At 41.6% G+C, this 20,549-nt stretch carries 18 protein-coding genes; 1 reads left to right on the top strand and 17 read right to left on the bottom strand.

Annotation, left to right across the window (positions count from 1 at the left end):
• Positions 1-269: 269 nt before the first annotated feature.
• Positions 270-752, bottom strand: a complete 483-nt coding sequence (gene ispF, locus FHS10_RS12540) for a 2-C-methyl-D-erythritol 2,4-cyclodiphosphate synthase (protein WP_259091102.1) — start codon at positions 750-752, stop codon at positions 270-272.
• Positions 752-1,921, bottom strand: coding sequence for a type IX secretion system outer membrane channel protein PorV (gene porV / locus FHS10_RS12535; RefSeq protein WP_259091097.1), 1,170 nt, complete (start codon positions 1,919-1,921; stop codon positions 752-754). The genes ispF and porV overlap by 1 nt, the downstream gene beginning before the upstream one ends.
• Positions 1,922-2,160: 239 nt before the next feature.
• Between porV and FHS10_RS12530 the strand changes: the two genes are divergently transcribed.
• Positions 2,161-3,843, top strand: coding sequence for an SUMF1/EgtB/PvdO family nonheme iron enzyme (locus tag FHS10_RS12530; protein ID WP_259091091.1), 1,683 nt, complete (start codon positions 2,161-2,163; stop codon positions 3,841-3,843).
• Between the two features lie 553 nt (positions 3,844-4,396).
• On the opposite strand, the gene FHS10_RS12525 is transcribed toward FHS10_RS12530, so the two are convergent.
• The 15 genes from FHS10_RS12525 to FHS10_RS12455 form a co-directional block, all read right to left on the bottom strand.
• Positions 4,397-5,776, bottom strand: coding sequence for a RagB/SusD family nutrient uptake outer membrane protein (locus tag FHS10_RS12525; RefSeq protein WP_259091085.1), 1,380 nt, complete (start codon positions 5,774-5,776; stop codon positions 4,397-4,399).
• A gap of 18 nt (positions 5,777-5,794) precedes the next feature.
• Complete coding sequence (locus tag FHS10_RS12520; protein WP_259091084.1) at positions 5,795-8,881, bottom strand: SusC/RagA family TonB-linked outer membrane protein; 3,087 nt, start codon at positions 8,879-8,881, stop codon at positions 5,795-5,797.
• 129 nt (positions 8,882-9,010) lie between these two features.
• Positions 9,011-9,508 (bottom strand): acyl-CoA carboxylase biotin carboxyl carrier protein subunit, encoded by a 498-nt coding sequence (locus FHS10_RS12515; protein WP_259091082.1) that lies wholly within the window; start codon positions 9,506-9,508, stop codon positions 9,011-9,013.
• A 194-nt stretch (positions 9,509-9,702) separates the two neighbouring features.
• Entirely contained in the window at positions 9,703-10,365 is a 663-nt protein-coding gene (locus tag FHS10_RS12510; protein WP_259091081.1) for a DUF4159 domain-containing protein, read from the bottom strand.
• A complete protein-coding gene (locus FHS10_RS12505; protein ID WP_259091080.1) occupies positions 10,362-11,072 on the bottom strand; it encodes a 16S rRNA (uracil(1498)-N(3))-methyltransferase in 711 nt (236 codons plus the stop codon). Before FHS10_RS12505 ends, FHS10_RS12510 begins: the two co-directional genes overlap by 4 nt.
• A gap of 11 nt (positions 11,073-11,083) precedes the next feature.
• Entirely contained in the window at positions 11,084-12,424 is a 1,341-nt protein-coding gene (locus FHS10_RS12500; protein WP_259091078.1) for a hemolysin family protein, read from the bottom strand.
• A gap of 7 nt (positions 12,425-12,431) precedes the next feature.
• On the bottom strand, positions 12,432-12,977 hold the full coding sequence (locus tag FHS10_RS12495; protein ID WP_259091077.1) for an inorganic diphosphatase: 546 nt from the start codon (positions 12,975-12,977) through the stop codon (positions 12,432-12,434).
• Positions 12,978-12,997: 20 nt separating this feature from the next.
• Complete coding sequence (locus tag FHS10_RS12490; protein ID WP_259091075.1) at positions 12,998-13,639, bottom strand: DedA family protein; 642 nt, start codon at positions 13,637-13,639, stop codon at positions 12,998-13,000.
• Between the two features lie 55 nt (positions 13,640-13,694).
• Positions 13,695-15,077 (bottom strand): NADH-quinone oxidoreductase subunit N, encoded by a 1,383-nt coding sequence (locus FHS10_RS12485; protein WP_259091072.1) that lies wholly within the window; start codon positions 15,075-15,077, stop codon positions 13,695-13,697.
• Positions 15,078-15,180: 103 nt separating this feature from the next.
• On the bottom strand, positions 15,181-15,540 hold the full coding sequence (locus tag FHS10_RS12480) for a four helix bundle protein (protein WP_259091071.1): 360 nt from the start codon (positions 15,538-15,540) through the stop codon (positions 15,181-15,183).
• 63 nt (positions 15,541-15,603) lie between these two features.
• Positions 15,604-17,079 (bottom strand): complex I subunit 4 family protein, encoded by a 1,476-nt coding sequence (locus tag FHS10_RS12475; RefSeq protein WP_259091066.1) that lies wholly within the window; start codon positions 17,077-17,079, stop codon positions 15,604-15,606.
• A 24-nt stretch (positions 17,080-17,103) separates the two neighbouring features.
• The gene (gene nuoL / locus FHS10_RS12470) at positions 17,104-19,017 is read right to left on the bottom strand and encodes an NADH-quinone oxidoreductase subunit L (protein WP_259091063.1); all 1,914 of its coding nucleotides are present in this window, start codon (positions 19,015-19,017) and stop codon (positions 17,104-17,106) included.
• A 141-nt stretch (positions 19,018-19,158) separates the two neighbouring features.
• Positions 19,159-19,488, bottom strand: coding sequence for an NADH-quinone oxidoreductase subunit NuoK (nuoK, locus tag FHS10_RS12465; RefSeq protein ID WP_259091053.1), 330 nt, complete (start codon positions 19,486-19,488; stop codon positions 19,159-19,161).
• Positions 19,488-19,988: an NADH-quinone oxidoreductase subunit J family protein gene (locus FHS10_RS12460; protein WP_259091051.1), complete on the bottom strand. Its 501-nt coding sequence runs from the start codon at positions 19,986-19,988 to the stop codon at positions 19,488-19,490. The genes nuoK and FHS10_RS12460 overlap by 1 nt, the downstream gene beginning before the upstream one ends.
• Before the next feature lie 60 nt (positions 19,989-20,048).
• Positions 20,049-20,546 carry a NuoI/complex I 23 kDa subunit family protein gene (locus tag FHS10_RS12455; RefSeq protein WP_259091049.1) on the bottom strand — a complete coding sequence of 166 codons (498 nt, stop codon included), beginning with the start codon at positions 20,544-20,546 and terminating at the stop codon, positions 20,049-20,051.
• Positions 20,547-20,549: the final 3 nt, after the last annotated feature.

Genomic DNA, 20,549 nt, shown 5'->3' with positions numbered 1-20,549 from the left:
GAAAAAAACGGGTCATGCTGAGCCTGTCGAAGCACGCGGGCAAAGGCCTCTACGCGCGTCCTTCGACAGGCTCAGCATGACCGCCCCGCTTAAAAACAACTTGTCATGGGTAGGAGGTACGACGAAGCAATCCCCAAGAAGAAGAGCGGCCTTTCAGATTTGCTCTCTATAGTTCGGGATTGCTTCATGCCTCGCAATGACGCGTTTTTTTTGTCATCGAAGCTATGACGACCTATTTTATTTTAAAACAGTTGCAAGAAATTCCCCGATCAGTCCCGCTCAATCAAACAAACCGCGTAAGCCACAACGCCTTCCTCCCGGCCTATAAAGCCCAATTGTTCGTTGGTGGTTGCTTTGATGGAGATATCCTCTTCGCTTATGGAAGCGGCTTTGGCTATATGAATTTTCATAGCCGGAATGTGCGGGTTTATTTTGGGTGCTTCCAGGCATACCATGGCATCAATATTACCAATGCTAAAGCCTTTTTCCTTGATCAACACTACCACCTGTTGCAGTAATAACAAGCTACTGATGCCTTTCCAACGGTTATCGGTATTTGAAAAATGAAAGCCTATATCGCGCAGATTGGCGGCCCCAAGCAGGGCATCGCAAATAGCGTGCAGCAACACATCAGCATCAGAGTGACCGTAAGCACCGGCATGGTGTTCTAAATTAACCCCGCCTAAAACAAATGGGTGATTTTCTCTTAACTGGTGTACATCAAACCCAAAACCTACCTTAATTTTACCCATTATTTTGACACATTAGACGTACCACCAAAGTTTGCCGACAGCGTGAAACGCAAGGTATTGGCAAGCGGACTATTTTGCTGACTGGCAGCCAGGTACGAGAAATCGAAATTAAAAACATCGTATTTAACACCAAAACCAAGCGTTACATAGCGCCTGTCGCTGGTGCTTGGGTTTTCATAGTGATAGCCTGCCCTTATAGCAAACTGGTTATTATACCAGTACTCGGCCCCCGGCGAAAAACTATACTCTTTGAGTTCCCCGTTGAAGCCTCCCGGTGCATCGCCGAATGATTGAAAGATACCTGCCGGTACCGATACATCATCGTTTTTACCACTGATAATAACACCATTTGAATCCCTTACCGGTGGGGATGGCGTCAATTGCTTATTGATATCAAAGGCAACAGTTATCAGGTTATCATCATCAAGTTTCCAGGTGTTGGCAGCGCCGAACCTTAAATTTGTGGGTATAAAATATTTAGGCCCGTTATCGCTGTAGCTTATCTTGGTGCCAATGTTGGATATATTAACCCCAAAAGCAAACGAATTGTCGTCGCCATAGGTATTTTTATAAAACATGGATGCATCTGCCGCAAACGCATTACCGGGTTTACCCGTTTGGCTTGAGCCTGGAGTGGCAAACGAAATACTGGAAATACTGGAGTGGATATACCTCCCGGTTAAACCCAATGAAAAGTTATCACCAAATTTACGGGCAAAAGTAACATCAAAAGAAAATTCGCTGGGGGTATATGTCCCCTGGCTGTTGGATTGGTCGTCATTCAGTTGCAACGACCCATAGTTGAAATATCTTAACGAAGCTCCAAGCGTATTACGCTCATCTAATTTATGGGCATAGCTTAGGTAGGATAAGCTGATATCGGGTACCAGGTGCCTTAACCATGGGCTATAGGATAGCGAAACAGCATCGTTGCTTTCTAAAAAAGCAAGTTTTGAGGGGTTCCAGAAACTGGCATTTACATCTGGCGATAAAGCTACACCGGCTTCACCCATTGCCCCCGAACGGGAATCAGGTGTTATATTTAAAAAGGGCACCTCCACCCGCGATCCCCTGAATGTGCTTCCATCGGTACTTGTTTGCGCAATGGCCACAAACGGTGATAGATAAAGCGAAAGAAATGTGATATTCCGAACGGTAAAAAGCTTCATTGGGTGCAATTTAGGTTTATTATTTCAAATGATAAATACAAGGTTATAATTTGATCCGGTTTTAAAACGAACATTTCATTGATAACTTATCAAATAAAACAAATTTTCGCAACCAATTCTATGGTTATTGCGTTAAAACCACCAATAACGGTTTGATATATTTAGAAGAATGATCTAAGTGGGTTAGCATTATATCCATTTTTTTCTAAATTTACGTCGCTTAATATAATTGTAAAATTATGAAAATACTTTTTACTAAAACTGCTTTAGTGTTTGTGGCCGCGGCTGCGTTGGTAAGCAGCTGTAGTAAACCGCCGCAATCTTCAAAGACCGGTTTAGTTTATAACAACAAAAATAATGGGGGCTATGAGCGCTACAGGCAAACACACCCGGCACCCGGTCCTGGTTTAGTGCCTATTGAAGGCGGTACCTTTGTAATGGGTGGCAGTGCAGATCAGGATGTAACTTATGATTATAACAATGTACGCCGCAGGGTATCTGTTCCATCATTTTATATGGATGAAACCGAGGTAGCCAACCAGGATTGGCTGGATTACCTGCACTGGATAAGCGTTACTTTCCCACAGGATCGTGAGTTATACTACAACGCGCTGCCAGATACCCTGGTATGGCGTAAACCACTATCATATAATGACCCCTATGTTGATAACTACTTGCGTCACCCGGCGTTCCAGGATTATCCTGTTGTAGGTGTTTCATGGGATCAGGCACAGGAGTATTGCCAATGGCGTACCGACCGTACAAACGAAAATATTTTGCGTGAAACCGGCAGGTTAGTTACCTGGAAAGATCAGAGTGCTAAAGGTAAAAAAGGCGCTGCACCTGCTACAGGAACAACGTCTGAACCTTTTAATACAGTTATTTACCTCAATGGCCAAACCAAAGGTCCAGGCATTGATGGTAAAAAAATGATGCCTAACATCAGCCCCAATGCTGTTGCGGGTACCGGCAAAAATGCAAAACCGGTAAGGCCGGTACGTATGGAAGATGGTATATTAAAACAAGCCTACCGCCTGCCTTCAGAAGCCGAGTGGGAATACGCTGCTTTGGCGCTTGCCGGCAATACCGAGTTTGAAAACATCAACGACGGCAAAATGTATGCATGGAACGGAATGGGCGTAAGATCATCAAAAAGCAAAACCCGTGGTTTAATATTAGCCAACTTTAAACGTGGCGCTGGTGATAACGCCGGTGTTGGTGGTTACCTGAATGACAAGGCCGATATCACGGCGCCGGTACGTTCATACCCGCCAAATGATTTTGGTTTGTTTAACATGTCTGGCAACGTTAATGAGTGGGTGCAGGATACTTACCGCCAAACTTCCTTTGAAGAGACAGAAGATTTTAACCCTTTCCGTGGTAACCAATACACCAACAACCGCTTAGCCGACCCAACCAAAGGTTTGTATGCAAAGGATAAATACGGCAGGCCTATTAAAGATCCGGCTAAATCAAACAAAAAAATGAAATATGCCGATTACCTGGCTTTACAGTTAGGTCAGCAGCCAAATACTGTTAACAGTGCTACGCCTCCAAATGGCGCAAATGGTACTGCCGCTGCACCATCAAACGGCACTACACCGGCACCTGTTTCAACCCTGGTTAAAGACTCTGGTAAAAAATACGATCCGGATTTCAGAGGCGAAAAAGATACCGTAAACACTACCCTTTATGGAACCACCACTTTGGTTAACGATCACTCAAAGGTTTACAAAGGCGGTTCATGGAACGATCTGGCTTACTGGATGAACCCAGCTACACGCAGGTTTATGGACGAGGATGAATCAAGTGCCGAAGTTGGTTTCCGTTGCGCTATGACCCTGGTAGGTGCACCAGAAATTTATCCTAATGGTAAACCACATTACCCGGTTAAAAAACCAAAAGGCTTTAAAGCTAAGTAAAACAACCAGCTATAAATCATAAAGCAAGAAGGCCGTTCAGTATTGAATGGCCTTCTTTGCTTTTGAACTGTTTGATTATTATAGTGTCCCTGTAGAGGTTTTAGGCTATATAACTCTCAGATTATTTTGCCGCTACCTGTAAACGTTTGTCATACCATATCGCAAAAGATCTATCTTGCGCGATGTTTGTTAGCTTACGAATAGATGCTTTGCAACTATCCATAATAACTTTCCATTGTACTTTTGCGAGCATTAGCGCGGCAATCTCGTAGCCCTATACAACGACAAGCATAGCAACGTGATTGTTCTGTTCCGACTCATGGCAAATTGCAATAACGTGAACTTTCAGCCGATTCTATCGAAGCCCCGCGCGCAGGGGATTTCGCCCGTGTGCTTCGACAACATGACCCTATTTTTGGTCTCCGTGTTGTCATTCTCACTTTAATAATCTGCGAATTTATAACTCGCAATCCTGGCAACCGTTGACCACTAAAGGGCAACAAAAAACCCCGGTGATTTTAAATCGCCGGGGTTTTAATTATTTAGCGGATAATTAATTAGTATAGCCTGGGTTTTGTACCAGATTTTTATTGGCATTTATCTCGATTTGCGGAATCGGGAATACCAGTTTATTTGAATTCCAGGCCTCGCCGCCAATAGTTTGCTGAAGGCGTTTCCCATCGTGTAAAAAGAAACCTCCTTCAAATGCAAGCTCCAGTTTTCTTTCGTTTAAAATTTGAGTTAAGGTAACGGTAGCAAGCGAAGATAGTCCAGCTCTGTTCCTGATCTTGTTAATATCACTTACCGGGGTTGCGCCAGATGATGAACCCAGGCGCGAATTACATTCTGCCCTGATGAGGTATATTTCGGCAAGACGAATTACATGAGCGTTACCGTAAAGGTTATCAAATTTATCGCATCTCAGTGTCCCGTCAGAATCTTCATTATATACCGAAAGACGATCATCCCCACTTGTAAAATTGTTTAGAAAACTCGATTTTACAATAATATCCCCCCTGCCACCGTAATCAGCCGATGCATAATAAGTGTTAAAAGTATTTGTACCCTGCTGGGTGGTTACCTGCATTGCAAATATGTCCTCGCTGGTATTATCAACGTGGGTTGCTGATTGATTTGGGAAAGGAAACTCATCAGCATAATTGTCAACCAATGAGTATTTCCCCCCGCTGATAACTTTATTAGCTTCTACCAAGGCTTTTGCGTAATCTCCCTGCTGCAGGTATAGTCTTGCCAGGATAGCCGACGCTGAGTAGCTATTGGCATAAAAACTAACACTGGTGCCCATTTTACTTTCGGCACTCGTTAAATCAGTTATCGCTTGTTGATAAACCTGGGCAACAGTTGACCTTGATGGGTACGAATCTGAACCAATAACCGTGGTAGGCTTTAATACAAGAGGCACAGCCAGGTTGGTGGTTGGCGTTCCGTCGTTCCATGCTTTGCCGTACATCCTGGCCAGGTCAAAATAAGTCATGCCGCGTAAAAATTCTGCCTGTCCTTCGGTATTGTCTCTGGAGGCTGCATCAACCTTACTTACATTGGCAATAACGTAATTGGCCTGGTTAATGATACGATAGGCATTGTACCACATACTGTTTACAAACGCGTTATTGATGGTAATTTGCTGATCAACCATATTGGTCAGATCCTGGAAGGTGCCTTGCCAGGTTATAGCCGATTGAGAGCCCATTAAATCCGGCTCAAGGAAAAATCCTCCGCCATATACGTCAGAGCCACCTGCTCTGTTATAAGCGCCTATAAGGATACTTTGAACGTCTGCCGACGTGTTTATAGCCTGATCAGACTCAATCTGATCATGTGGCTTCAAGTTCAATTCTTTATTACATGCGCTGAGTGCGGCTACTGTAGTAAAGACTGTTATAAATTTTATATATGATCTAATTTTTTTCATCTCTGTAAGTATTAATAATTACAATCCAATGTTTACGCCAAAAGTAATTGTACGGGGTTGCGGAGCCGAGTAAAAATCAACGCTCAGGTTATAATTACTTGCCTGGTAATCCGAATTAACTTCCGGGTCCCACCCTTTGTATTTGGTTATCAGGAAAAGGTTATAAGCGTTTACAAACACGCGCGCCCTATCTAATTTAATTTTAGCTAAAACATCCTTAGGAATATTATAACCTAAAGAAGCCGTTTTTAACCTGACATATGATGCACCAGATAAATAACGGGTTGAGGTACTTGTTCCGTTGGCATAAAATAAACGGGGCTCGGGCACATTGGTGATATCACCAGGTTTATCCCAGTAACTCATTTGATCAACAGTTTGGTTGTCAAATCCGTTACTTGCGTTGGCACTCATGTATTGGCCACCGCTGTTAAATACCTTATAACCAAATGCACCTTGAAATGTAAATGAAAGATCAAAGCCCTTATAAGAGAAGGTGTTAGTAATACCGCCATTCCAGGGAGGTGTTGGATTACCCGCGTTGATGCTTTGAGCCTTGTTGTAGTCATTAGTTTTGGTACGATCTAACTTCCCATCGGTACCTTTTGTATTTAAATAGTACAATGCATCGCCATTGGCCGGGTCAACACCTGCATATTCGGGCATATAAAACTCACCAATTGGCTGGCCTTCGCGGGTGTAGTTGATGTTATTTTTTGTAATTACCTGCCCGTTTAAGTAAGTAACCAGGTTTTTGTTGTAAGCGATATTGAATGAAGTTGACCATTTAAATTTGCCTACAAAGTTGTCTGATGAGATACTACCATCAAAACCCTGATTATACAATTTGCCCAGATTTTGAGTTTGCGTAGCAATACCCAAACTTTGCGGAACGTTTACATCAAGCAATAAATCGCGGGTATTCTTTTTATAGTAATCAAAGCCGGCTGTTAACCGGTTATTAAAGAACCCTACTTCAAAACCGATATCAAGCTGTGCCGTTTTTTCCCATTTCAAATTGGGGTTAGCTAACTGATAAAAGCGTTGTCCCGGTACGCCGTTGTAGCCGGCATCGCCGTAAAACAAACCTAAGGCCGCGTAGTTAGAAATTTCGGCATTACCAATTAAACCGTAACTGGCTTTAACCTTCAAATTACTTACCAGGTTTGAATTTTTCAAAAAGTCTTCTTCACTCAACACCCATCCTACTGATCCCGCAGGGAAAAAACCATATCGGTTATTTGCCCCAAATCTCGAAGACGCATCAGTACGGCCGCTTACAGATAACAGGTATTTACTTTTGTAAGCATAGTTTGCCCTTGCAAAATAAGATACAAAAGAATACTCTGTTTGAGATGAATAACCACCCGATTTAACAGCAGCGTCAATTATCTGTTTATACGAATCTGACGGAAACTGTTGTCCCTGGATATCATTGCCCATGTAATGGTTGTACTCATAGCTGGTACCTAATGTTGCATCCAATGTATGATCGTTTCCGAAAGCGTTTTTATAAGTAAAATAGTTATTTACAGTATAATGAACTATGGTCGTATTGGTGTTTTCACCTGTACCGTTTGGCTGGCTGGTGTTCCTGAATACCAAACGGCCAGAATAACTATCCTCATTTTGGTTTGTTTGATCAACACCAAACTCCGAGCGGAAGGTTAAATGTTTTATGATTTGCCAGTTTGCATATATATTACCTAAAGTTCTGTAAACGTTTGTATGGTAATATGCGTTATCAACATTTAGCAAAGGATTAAAATAAACCGGGTAGCTACTGGCCGAACCTGGCAAGCTACCACTTAACAAACCTGTGCGCGGGTCAATAACCGGTGTTACCGGCGAAAGCGCTACAATTTGAAGCGGCGTACCAAATGAATCGTCGTTATCAACACGTTTATTTAGCGAGTGGTTGAACGTAAGGTTCATGCCTACATCAAAGTTTGTAAAAACTTTTGAATCAAGATTGATCCTGCCAGACATCCTCTTAAAATTATTGCCCTTTAACATACCCGTTTGATCAAGGTACTGACCGCTTATATAATATTTGGTTTTATCGTTACCGCCAGAAATATTTAAATCATACTGTGCTTGCGGAGCACTCTGAAAAGCTTCTTTTTCCCAATTAGTGTTAGTTTTAGTCCAATCGGTACTTCCGGCAGAGTATGCTGTAAACTTTCCTTCTACATATGATTTATAATCGGCAAGCGCATCGGCCATTGTATCATAAAGGCCAGCTGCATAGTCTTGTTTTGCGGCACCTACACCAGCTCTCTCTTCTATTTTAAGCCATTGGGCTGTATTCAGGAACTCGCGGTGACGTGCCGGATTACTATTACCCCACTGGGCGTTAAGGTTAACTTTTGCATCGCCATTCTTTCCTTTCTTTGTAGTGATCAAAAGCACACCGTTACCGGCCCTTGCACCATATATAGCGGCGGCAGAAGCATCCTTTAATATATCTACAGATTCTACATCATTAAAGTTGATATCGGCTAATGGATCGGTAGCTGCAGATGTACTGGACAAGTCGCCGCTATTGATAACCACACCGTCAACCACAACAAGCGGATTGGTGCCGGCGGTGAGCGACGCTGTACCGCGAACGCTTATTTTTATGCCCTGCCCAAGCTTACCATTATTTGCCTGGATGTTTACACCGGCAGCTTTACCTTGCATAGCTTGCTCCAATGTAGTTACAGGCGTGTTTTGAATTTCCCTTGCAGACACCGATGTGATAGAACCTGTTATAGACTGCCTTTTTTGCGATCCGTAACCTACTACCACTACCTCGGTAAGCTGTTTTGAATCCTGCTCTAATTGTGTGCTCAGCGTTTTTCCTCCGATAGGAAGTTCGGCTGGCTTAAATCCCACATATCTAAAAACCAATACCTTTGCGGTAGCGGGTACGGTTATGCTATAAGATCCTGCAACATCGGTTTGCGTACCGGTATTGGTACCTTTCACGGTTACGCTTACCCCAGGTAAGGGTGACCCATCTTTTTGATCTGTTACTTTACCTGTAATAACCCGGTTTTGTGCAAAAACGAATGAAATGCAGGAAAATAACAACAAAATTGTTAGTAGATTTTTCTTCATAAAGTTAAAAAGTTAATTAAAAAAAGTAAGTTATTAACAAAAAGGCAACAAAACAATATATACAGTGAAAATTTGTCGACTTTATTGTAAATAAAACATGAATATTATATGCGCTGGTAAAATTTTTACCTAAAACATCATCAGTATTTGCCCCTTTTCTACCTTTTCACCCGCCTTGATCTTTATGTTTTTGATGACCACATCAGCCGGTGATTTGATAATATTTTCCATCTTCATGGCCTCTAATACAAAAAGGTTATCTCCCTTTTTTACCTCCTGGCCTTCAATGACAAAAACTTTGAGCACCATACCTGGCATAGGCGCTTTAATTTCACTTATCCTGGTATTGTTTAAATTACTTAGGCCAAGTTTATCTAATAAAACATCAAATTGGTCTTTGGCAGTAATAGTATAGGTGTTGGCGTTCACCTTAATTTCGGCAGTCTTTTGGGCCCGGTTAAAAGATACTACGTCAAGGTTATAGGATTGGTTGCCTTCAATAATATGATAAATACTACCGCCAATATGCCTGATATCAGCGTGTACCGTAGTTTTATTGAGCAGCAGATTATCGGCGCTTCTTTCAAACTCAAAATCGTATTGGTCGTTTACTTTTAACTGGTACATAATAGTAATGCCTTTTAGGTGATGTGATTTGAGTACAATGAAATAAGCGTAACCCGCTGTAAAGTAGTATACTTTAAAGTTATTAATCTTTTAGGCAAAATGCAAACCCATTCGCAGCAATCATAATATCTATATTTTTTATAGATACTGTATTTTTTAAAAAAAGTTACTGAAAATAGTTAAGCAAAAAACAATTATTGTGTAAACACATACTGGATCATGTTTGCACCCATTTTTAGCGCTTTAAGACGGGTTTCCTGGGTGTCGCCGGCGTAGGTGCCATAATCTTCCCAGCCGTTGCCCAAATCGCACTCATAGTCGTAAAAACACACCAGCCTGCCTTTGTAGATAAGGCCGAATCCTTGCGCACGTGTACCATCGTGCTCGTGTACTTTAGGCAAGCCATTAGGGAAGCTATATTTTTGGTGATAAATGGGATGATTGAGCGGCAACTCAACAAACTCAAGTTCGGGGAAAACTTTTTTCATTTGCGGCCTTATAAATTTATCCAGGCCATAATTATCGTCGATATGCAAAAAGCCGCCGCTGGTGAGGTATTTACGCAGGTTACGGGCTTCCTGGTCGCTAAAGATCACATTGCCGTGCCCTGTCATAAAAACAAAGGGGTAATTAAACAGCGATGCGCTGCCAACTTCCACTACATCGTCATCGGCATCAAAATTGGTTTTAAGGTTTTCGTTGCAAAACTTTATTAGGTTGGTTAAAGCAGTACGGTCGCCATACCAATCGCCACCACCTGCATATTTAAGTCGTGCTATTTTGTACGATGGCGCGCTAAAACCGCTCATCAACATAATGAAAGCAAATGCGGATAATATGCACCTGAATTTACTCATAGGCGATTCAAAAAATTAACTTCAAAGCAGGCCTCCAACGCGGCAGTCTCGGTACGCAGCCGGGCCTCGCCTAAAGTTATGGGTTTAAAACCACTTTCTAAAGCAAGCTCAATCTCGGCCGGCGAAAAATCACCTTCAGGTCCTATCAATATTAAATAGCTGCCGCCGGCGTTTATTTCCTTCCGTAGATCTAATTTTTCGCCAGGCTCGCAATGTGCTATAAATTTTTGCCCATCAAACGGCGCTGTCAGTAACTGGTTAAGTTTAACCGCATCATTTAAAACAGGATGGTATGCTTTCAGGGATTGTTTAATAGCCGCGGTGATGATCTTATTCAACCTGTCAACCTTGGCTTCTTTACGTTCGGATCGTTGGGTAATAATCAGCGAAACTTCATCGATACCTATTTCTGTGGCTTTTTCTAAAAACCACTCCAGGCGTTCAATATTTTTTGTGGGTGCTACCGCGATATGTAGGTAGTGGTTACGTTTATTAAATTGGGGCGTAACCGATGTGATGTTAAGAATAGTACGCTTGGGGTGCGCATCGTGAATCGCCGCATTGTAAAACCCTCCTCTGCCATCTATTAATTGTACTTCATCACCAACCTCCAACCGTAATACACGAATAGCGTGTTTACTCTCTTCTTCGCTCAAAAAGTATTGGGGATGCGTGGGCTGAAGATCTGGTGTATAAAATAGATGCATGGCAAAGCAGATTAGTGTAAATCTACAGCATCTTCTTCATTTATCAGCAATTCTAATTTAACAGATTCGATGTTCTGATCTGATTTCCGTAAAACGGTAATGTTGTAGCCATTTGATTCTTTTTGCTCGCCAACATCAGGAATTTTACCAAAGATATGGCCAAGCCAACCGCTTACGGTATCAAAGTCACCGTCTTCGGGCAGGTCATGGGGCAGATATTCATTTACATCGTAAATTGGAGCCAGCGCGTTTACAATAAACTCGCGTTCGTTCACCTTCTCTACAATTGGTTTTTCCTCGTCGTATTCATCCTGGATCTCGCCTACCAATTCTTCCACAATATCTTCCAGGGTAACCATACCGGCGGTACCGCCAAACTCATCCAATACAATGGCTATCTGGATGCGCTTTTGCTGCAATTCGGCCATCAGATCGTTGATCTTTTTGGTTTCGGGGATAAAATACGGTTTGCGGATAATGTTTTTAAGTACGATCTCTTCGTTACGGGCCAGCAGCGGCAAAATGTCCTTAGCATGCACAATGCCGATGATCTTATCTATTACATCGTCAAAAACAGGCATACGTGAGTAGCCTTCGTCAATGATCATATCCAGCAACTCTTGTTTGGTTGATGAAATATCGATACCCGAGATCTTGGTACGTGGCACCATGATATTTTTTACCACACGTTCATTAAAGTCAAATACATTTTGGATCAACTCATGCTCGTTTGAATCCAAAGCGCCCGATTCTTTACCCTGTTCAAGCAGGTATTGTAACTCTTCGGAACTGTGATGAGCTTCGCCGCCCTCTAAGGTGTTAATTCCCAAAAGCTTTAAAATAAAATTAGCGAAGCCGTTTAATACCCAAATCAGCGGTTTAAAAAACACGAAGAAAAACCTGAGTGGAAGCGAGATTGCCAACACCGTACGTACCGACTTTTGGATGGCTATTGATTTGGGAGCTAACTCGCCAAAAACAATGTGCAACACGGTGATAAAAGTAAAAGCTAAAATATGGCTGGCTGTGATAAAGCCACTTGAAAGTGTTATACCAACAGCCAAAAACGAACGTATAACAATATTGGTGGCAACTTCTTCGCCCACCACACCAAGGGCAAGTGAAGCAATGGTAATACCCAGCTGCGTAGCAGCCAGGTAGCCATCAAGATTATGCAGTATTCCGCGCGCAACTTTAGCGACACCGCTGCCGCCTTTGGCTTTTATTTCTATTTGCGAACCTCTAACCCTCACCATGGCAAACTCTGCGGCTACAAAAAAGCCGTTCAGCAAAACCAAAAAAACGGTTGCAATTAAATAAAAGGTACTTATTTCGTAATGCGCGGGGTCCATCAATTAATTATTGGTGATCAGGAAATGTAGCTTTATACAATTCCAAACTCTCATTTATTACTTTATGGGCGTAACGTACACCTAATAAATGTTCGATGGTTACGTTTTTGCCTTCCAGTTTTTTGTAATCTTTAAAGAAACGCACAATTTCGGTCATGGCATGTGGCGGCAATTCATTCAAATCGTTAATGTAGTTTACCGACATGTCATTTTTTGCTACCGCGATGATCTTGTCATCCTGCTCGCCATTATCAACCATGTGCATTACGCCAACAACTTTGGCCTCGATGATCGACATCGGGAAAACGTCAATTGAACAAAGCACCAATATATCCAACGGATCCTTATCATCGCAATAAGTTTGCGGAATAAAGCCGTAATTAGCCGGATACATTACCGAAGAAAATAAAACACGGTCTAACTTCAATAAACCAGATTCTTTATCAATTTCATATTTGGCTTTTGAGCCTTTAGGTATTTCTATAATAGCGTTAACAATTTCAGGAATGTTTTCACCAGGTGAAACCTGGTGCCATGGATGCTGTGTACTCATCGGTATCTATATATTTTATTTTATACTGTCTCTTTATTCTCTGCTATTTTGCGGCGGATATAAGCCACAACAAGCGGGATAGTAGTAACTACTATCAACCCCAACACAATGTATTGCATATAATCCTTTAATTGCGGAAACCTTTTCCCTAAAAAAAAGCCCCCTAAAGTAAAGGTGCAAACCCAGGTTACACTGCCTATCAGGTTATATAAACCAAATTTTTTAATGTCAACCTTTACAACACCTGCAAATATAGGAGCAAATGTTCTAACTATCGGGAAAAATCTACCTAAAATAAGGGCCATGCCGCCGTGCTTGTTGTAAAATTCGCTGGCCAATACCACATATCTTTTTTTAAAGAACAGCGAATCGTTCCTGTTAAATAGCACCGGTCCCGTTCGGTAGCCAAACCAATATCCCGTAAAATTCCCTAATATGCCAGCTGCAATGAGCGATAACACCAATGTAGATATGGATACATCAACCTTACCTGCAGAACATAGCAAACCTGCCATGAAAAGCAAATAGTCTCCTGGTAAAAAAAAACCAAAAAACAACCCGGTTTCAGCAAAAACAACAACAAGCAAGAGATAAAAACCTCCCCTGCTTATGATGGATTGAGCGTCCGTTAAATTTTGAAGGTAATCCCAAAAACTTTCCATTCACTATATCTGTAAAACTACAAATATTAAATCAATTTGCAGTACACAGTTATTATTAAATGAACCGTGAGATAAAATCGGGATAAATGCCAATGATGATAGTAGCCAACGCGCTGATGGCAAACACCACCTTATAATAGGCCGGTACAACCAGTTCAGTCCGCTCGGCACTACGGAAATACATGGCCACAATAACCCTGAAATAGTAAAAGATACTGATGATAGCATTAATAACCGCTATAATAACCAGCCAGAACTGGTACCTGCTTAAAGCCCCTGTAAACATGAAAAACTTACCGATAAAACCTGCCGTTAACGGGATACCTGCTAATGAAAGCATAGATACGGTTAATACCAATGCCAGGAAAGGGTTCTTTTTAGCAAGACCATTAAAGCTTTCAAAACTATCGTTGCCGCTTTGTTGCTGTACCAATATCAGACCTCCAAAAGCAATGATCGATGCTACAGAGTAAGCGGTAGCATAAATGAATACCGAGTTTGCAGATGCCGAACCTAACGCTACTATAGCGAATAACAGGTAGCCTGCATGTGAGATACTGGAGAAAGCCAGCATCCGTTTAAAGCTTTGCTGATATAGCGCGGTGATGTTACCGATAAACAACGTTGCCACCGTGATCACCAATAGTATCGGTGCCCAGAAATCTGAAAGCGGCGCGAAACAAGCCGAGAATAAGCGAAGGAAAGCTGCAAAGCCAGCAGTTTTTACTACTGTTGACATGAAGGCTGTGATCAGCGTAGGAGAACCTTCATACACATCCGGTGTCCAGAAGTGGAACGGGGCGGCGCCAACCTTAAAACATAAACCTACAATGATTAACCCAATACCAGTGTAAAACATCGGGTCGATATGCGGATGGGCAACAACCCAGTCACGGATAACTTCCAAGCTGAATGAACCTGTTGAGCCGTAAATTAACGTGATACCAAACAGCAGGAATCCTGTTGAAAAAGCACCCATCAAAAAATATTTTAAAGCAGCTTCGTTTGAAGCGAAATCACTTTTCTTGATGCCGGCCAGGATGTATAAACTTACCGACATGATTTCGATGCCGATAAACATCATGGTAAGGTTATAATAAGAAACCATTACAATGATACCGGCCAGCGAGAACAGCATAATAGCGTAATATTCGGCCACATGATTGCTTATCTTTTCAAAATAGCCGCCAGATAACAGCAGGATCAGGATAGTAGTAACAATAGCGATAGAAGAAAAAACCACCGAAAAGTTGTTGAACAACATCATACCATGATAAATAGGCACCGCGGTGTCAGGGGTTTTATATTCTGCAATGGCGAAACCCAGGGCAGCAATTAAGCCGATAACAGTAACAGGTAATAGTGCTTTATTAGCCTTGTACAAGCCAAGATAAAGCAGCACTATTGGTAAAATACATATGATGATTAAAGTGGTCATTTTCTTTTAAACTCTAAATTCTAAGCTCTAAAATCTAAAAATTAAATTCTAAAATCTAACTTTCAAATCTTATTGTTTAACTATTCTGGTTAATTAGTATTCTTTATTTTTTCAAGTATAGCTCCAAAATCTTCGTTAATTCAATTGTCTCCTGAATTAGCAGTTCCCTGGTCGCCCCTTGTTGTTGTTCATTTATATCCACCAGCCTCAGCCATAAACGGCTCTCTTTCGCTTCTTTTCTACAAATTTTTATTCTATGCGAAAAATCATTCCGGCTAAAACTTTCATTTGCTTCGATAAAGTTTGCCGCTACCGAACCTGATGAACGAATTAATTGTTTATAATATTCGTTATTATGAATATTCTTATCTATCCTCTTTAAAAACTCCTTACAATTATTAGCGAAGTCATAAGTTCTATCCTCTAAATTGAACTTCTTTTCTTTGAACCCGCTGTTCTCCATTGTTTCAACTTCTGAATCCTGTTTTATTTATTTTTTTAGAATTTAGAAATTAGGTTTTAGCATTTAAAAAATCAACTTACCGTTTAGTGAGCTGATCAAATTGGTAACCGCGGCTTCTGAAATATGGAGGATAGGCTGCGGATATACGCCCATCGCAATAATCAACACGCATATGATTCCTAAAACCAATTGCTCTGATCCGCTGATGTCTGTAAACTTAGCAGTAAGCTCATTAAGCTCGCCTTGCATTACGTTTTTATACATGCGCAACATATAAACAGCACCCAATATAATTGTTGAGCCTGCAAATATTACAATGGTAAGGTTTTGATAATGGCCCGCACTGTATTGGAACATGCTATCAATCAACAAAAACTCACCCACAAATCCATTGGTTAATGGTAGGCCCACTGTACCCAGTACTATAATTAAAAATGCAATTGCAAATTTAGGAGCTACTTTAGCTATACCGCCAAGCTGACTGATATCGCGGGTGCCCAAACGCCTGCTGATGATATCCCAAATGAAGAACATACCTACCACGTTAATACCGTGACTAAGCATTTGCACCATGGCGCCTTGTAAGCCTTGTACATTTACCACAAATAAACCGGCTGCAATTAAACCAACGTGGGCAATTGATGAGTAAGCGACCAATCGTTTACCGTCTTTTTGCTGAAACGCGATGATTGAAGCATAAACAATACCGATAACCGCCAGTATAGTGATCAACGTTTGCCAGTGTACCAGGCCAAGCGGCGCATTTGGTATTAACCAACGGATAACACCATAAATACCCATTTTCAACATGATACCCGATAACATCATAGTACCACCGGTTGGGGCTTCGGTATAAGTATCGGGCTGCCAGGTATGGAACGGGAATACAGGCATCTTAATGGCAAATGCCAGGAAGAATGCTAAAAACACCCATGATTGCTGCGGTGCAGTTAATTTTAAAGCATAAAAAGTATGAATGCTGAATGTTTTATCGGGTGATTGCAGGTACAGGTAGATCAATGCTACCAGCATAAACAATGAACCTGCAAAGGTGTAGATGAAAAACTTAAGCGTAATCCGGATGCGGTTTTCGCCACCCCAAAGTGCGCATATAAAGTAGATCGGGATCAGCGCTGCTTCCCAGCCTACGTAAAACAGGAAGCCATCCAAAGCGGTAAACACCACCAGCATACCGGCCTGCATAAATAATATCAGAGCATAAAAAGCGCCCGAGTTTTTATACTCATGGCTAAAAGTGCTTAAAATAATAAGCGGCACCAGTATGGTGGTTAGCAAAACCATAATCATGCTAATCCCGTCTATCCCGGCGCTAAAGTAAATACCAAACTTAGCTATCCATGGTACATCAATAGCAAACTGTGTGGTTGCATCGGGTACAAACTTGCTTAAAAACAGGCCTGCTATTGCAAGTTCGGCAATAGAGAAAAATAAAGCGGCGTATCTGGCTGCCGAATTTTTCAAAAAGGCAACTATAACTGCGGCTATTACCGGTAAAAAAATTAATATACTAACGGTCATTTTTATTTTTTAAACGCTTATCGTTTATACTTTAGTTAAACCAAATACGCTATACAGTAATACAGCTACAATACCCAATACCATTACAAATATGTAGAAACCCACATTACCGGTTTGCAATAAACGCAAGCCCTTGCTGGTTTCAACAGTGCCTTTACCAATGCCGTTCACCAGGCCATCAATACCCATTTTATCTATAACATTATAGAAGAAGGTAGATAGGAAATCCAACGGTTTACGGATCAAAAAGTCGTACAGCTCATCAACATAAAATTTATGGTATGACAGGCCGGTTAATGCAGGGCGCTCTTCGGTATCAGCTACCGGAAGACTTCCATTTTGTACATATTTTATATAAGCATAAACCAATGCTATAAAGGCTACGGAAACAGAAGTAATCATCAATGCCCATTCGGTACTTGATGATAATTCTGCCGAAGGCAATATGGCTGCCGAGTCTTTAAATACCGGGGCAAGGAAGTGTGCTAATGCATCATGCCCGCCCATTATTTCGGGCCAGTTTATTAAACCTCCTACAATAGAAAGAATAGCCAATACAATCAACGGAATATACATCGTTGCAGGTGATTCATGCACGTGGTGTTCCTGCTCATGTGTTCCACGGAATTTACCCCAAAAAGTAAGGTACATCATCCTGAACATGTAGAATGAGGTAAGCATAGCCGTAAACACACCAACTACATAAAATGTAGTACTGTGCGCAAAGGCATGTGCTAATATTTCATCTTTAGAGAAAAAGCCCGAGAATGGCGGAATACCCGATATAGCGATGGTACCAATTAGCATGGTTCCAAAAGTAATTTTGATTTTTCCTTTCAGGCCGCCCATTTTACGCATATCCTGTTCGCCGCCCATGGCGTGAATAACAGAACCTGCGCCAAGGAATAACAAGGCTTTAAAGAATGCGTGAGTTAACACATGGAAGAAAGCGCCGGTATAAGCACCAACACCTAAACCCAAAAACATATAACCCAATTGCGATACGGTTGAATAAGCCAGTACCTTTTTAATATCAGTTTGCGTAAGGGCTATCAAGGCCGCGAACAATGCTGTTGCCAAACCTACAATGGCGATGATCTCCATCGTATCTGGCGCAAGACTAAAGAAAATATTTGAGCGGGCAATCATATAGATACCTGCTGTAACCATGGTTGCAGCGTGGATCAGTGCAGATACCGGGGTTGGGCCCGCCATGGCATCTGGTAACCAGGTAAACAGCGGCAATTGTGCCGATTTACCTACCGCGCCTATAAATAGCAATATTGTAATGGTAAAGAATGGTGCAGCGCCCACTTTCATGGCAGCCGCTTTAGGGAATAAAGTGGCAAATTCAACGCTGCCAAAAGCGTAGATAATCAGGAACACCCCTAACAGGAAGCCCAAATCGCCAATACGGTTCATGATAAAGGCTTTCTTGGCGGCATCGGCATAACTTGGATTGGTATACCAGAAACCAATAAGCAGGTATGAGCATAAACCTACGCCCTCCCAACCAATAAACATAATGATGTAGTTTGAGCCCATCACCAGTAAAAGCATGAAGAAAACAAACAGGTTTAAGTAAGCGAAAAACTTACCGAAACCCTTATCATCATGCATATAACCTATTGAATACAGGTGGATAAGGAAACCTACGCCTGTAATGATGAGCAACATGATAGAACTTAACTGATCTACCAAAAAGGCGAAAGGTATTCTTACCGGCCCGGCGTTGATCCAATTAAAGTACGTAACATTGATAGGCGCACCTGTTGATTTTACCTGGAAGAAAACGGCAAGACTCAAGCCAAATGATACCAATACCAATAAGCTGCCAATTAAGCCTGTTAAGTTTTTTGAAAATGAATTACGGCCAAGTCCGTTAATAATAAAACCGGCTAACGGTAATATGGGAATAAGCCAGATTAATTGATTCATAAGTTCGAGCCCCCTCTAAATCTCCCCCTGAAGGGTGAGACTTTAAAAGTTTTGTTTGTTTATGTTGTTATATATATAAATCCCTTTTGTGAGATTCTGATCATTGTATTTATTCCTCCCCCTTAAGGGGGCCGGGGGGCTTTACCATTTAAGCCTGTTGAGCACGTTAATATCTATCGAGTTTGTATTACGGTAGATCATTACAATGATGGCTAAGCCAATGGCTACTTCGGCGGCGGCCAGGGCCATGATAAAGAATACAAAAACCTGCCCGGTTGCATCGCCCCTGTATACAGAAAACGCGGTTAGCAACAGGTTCACAGCATTCAGCATCAGCTCTACCGACATAAAGATCACGATAGCGTTGCGGCGGATCAATACGCCTATTACGCCTATCGAAAAAATGATAGCACTTAATAAAATATAGTGATTAAGCGGTACCGCGTGTATGGTATTTGATAAGCTTTCCATTATGCAGCAGTTTTAGGGTCTTTTGTGGCCAGTAAAACAGCGCCCACCATTGCCGATAGCAACAGTACAGACGATACTTCAAAAGGCAGTAAAAATTCGTTGAACAATACTTTACCAAGGTTTTTCACCAGGCCCAGGTTAGGGTCTTGTAACACTACCGGGTTTGATGCGGCAACCAGCTTTAATGATGATGTTAAAGCAACTGCCAATATACCACCACCAAACACGCCGGCTACCTTTACCATAAATGGCTTAACAGGTTCACTATCCTTATTCAGGTTGATGAGCATCAAAGTGTACAGGAACAATACCAGGATGGCCCCCATGTAAACAATAAAGTTTACGATAGCCAAAAACTGGGCATTCAATAAAATGTAGTGAATGGTGAACGTAAAAAAGGTAAGTATAAGATAAAGGATACTATGTACCGGATTTTTGGCCGTTATCACCAATATCGAAAAGAATATGGACAAAAATGCGATGAAGTAAAATGTACTCATGTTTATATTTACAAAATACCCTGCCCAGCTAAAAGAGTTGGGCAAAGGTATAAAACTTCTTTATTGATTTAATGGTGCCTCTACTAATTTGTCTTTACCGTAAATAAAATCTTTACGTAAATAATCTGCAGGTACAATATCACCGTCAAGGTAAATTGCTTCTTTAGGGCAGGCTTCTTCGCAAAGACCGCAAAAAATACAACGCAGCATGTTTATCTCGTAAACAGCAGCATATTTTTCTTCGCGGTATAAATGTTCTTCGCCTTTCTGACGCTCGGCAGCTGTCATGGTAATGGCTTCTGCAGGGCACGATAACGCGCATAAGCCGCAGGCTGTGCAACGCTCCTTGCCATTTTCATCGCGTTTAAGCGAATGCATGCCACGAAAGTTTTCAGAAAACTCGCGCTTTTCTTCAGGATAACTGATGGTTACCGGTTTCCTGAAAAAGTGCTTCATGGTAGTGGCCAAACCGCCAATAATGGCAGGCAGGTAAGCACGCTCCATTAAATTGAGCGGCTTTACTTCCAATACTTTTTTCTTATTGCTTAATGATTCCATTTA

Source organism: Mucilaginibacter dorajii (assembly GCF_024808255.1).
In the GTDB taxonomy this organism is placed as follows: domain Bacteria; phylum Bacteroidota; class Bacteroidia; order Sphingobacteriales; family Sphingobacteriaceae; genus Mucilaginibacter; species Mucilaginibacter dorajii.
Note: the sequence above shows the minus strand (reverse complement) of the source record. Positions and strands in the feature narration are given on the sequence as shown.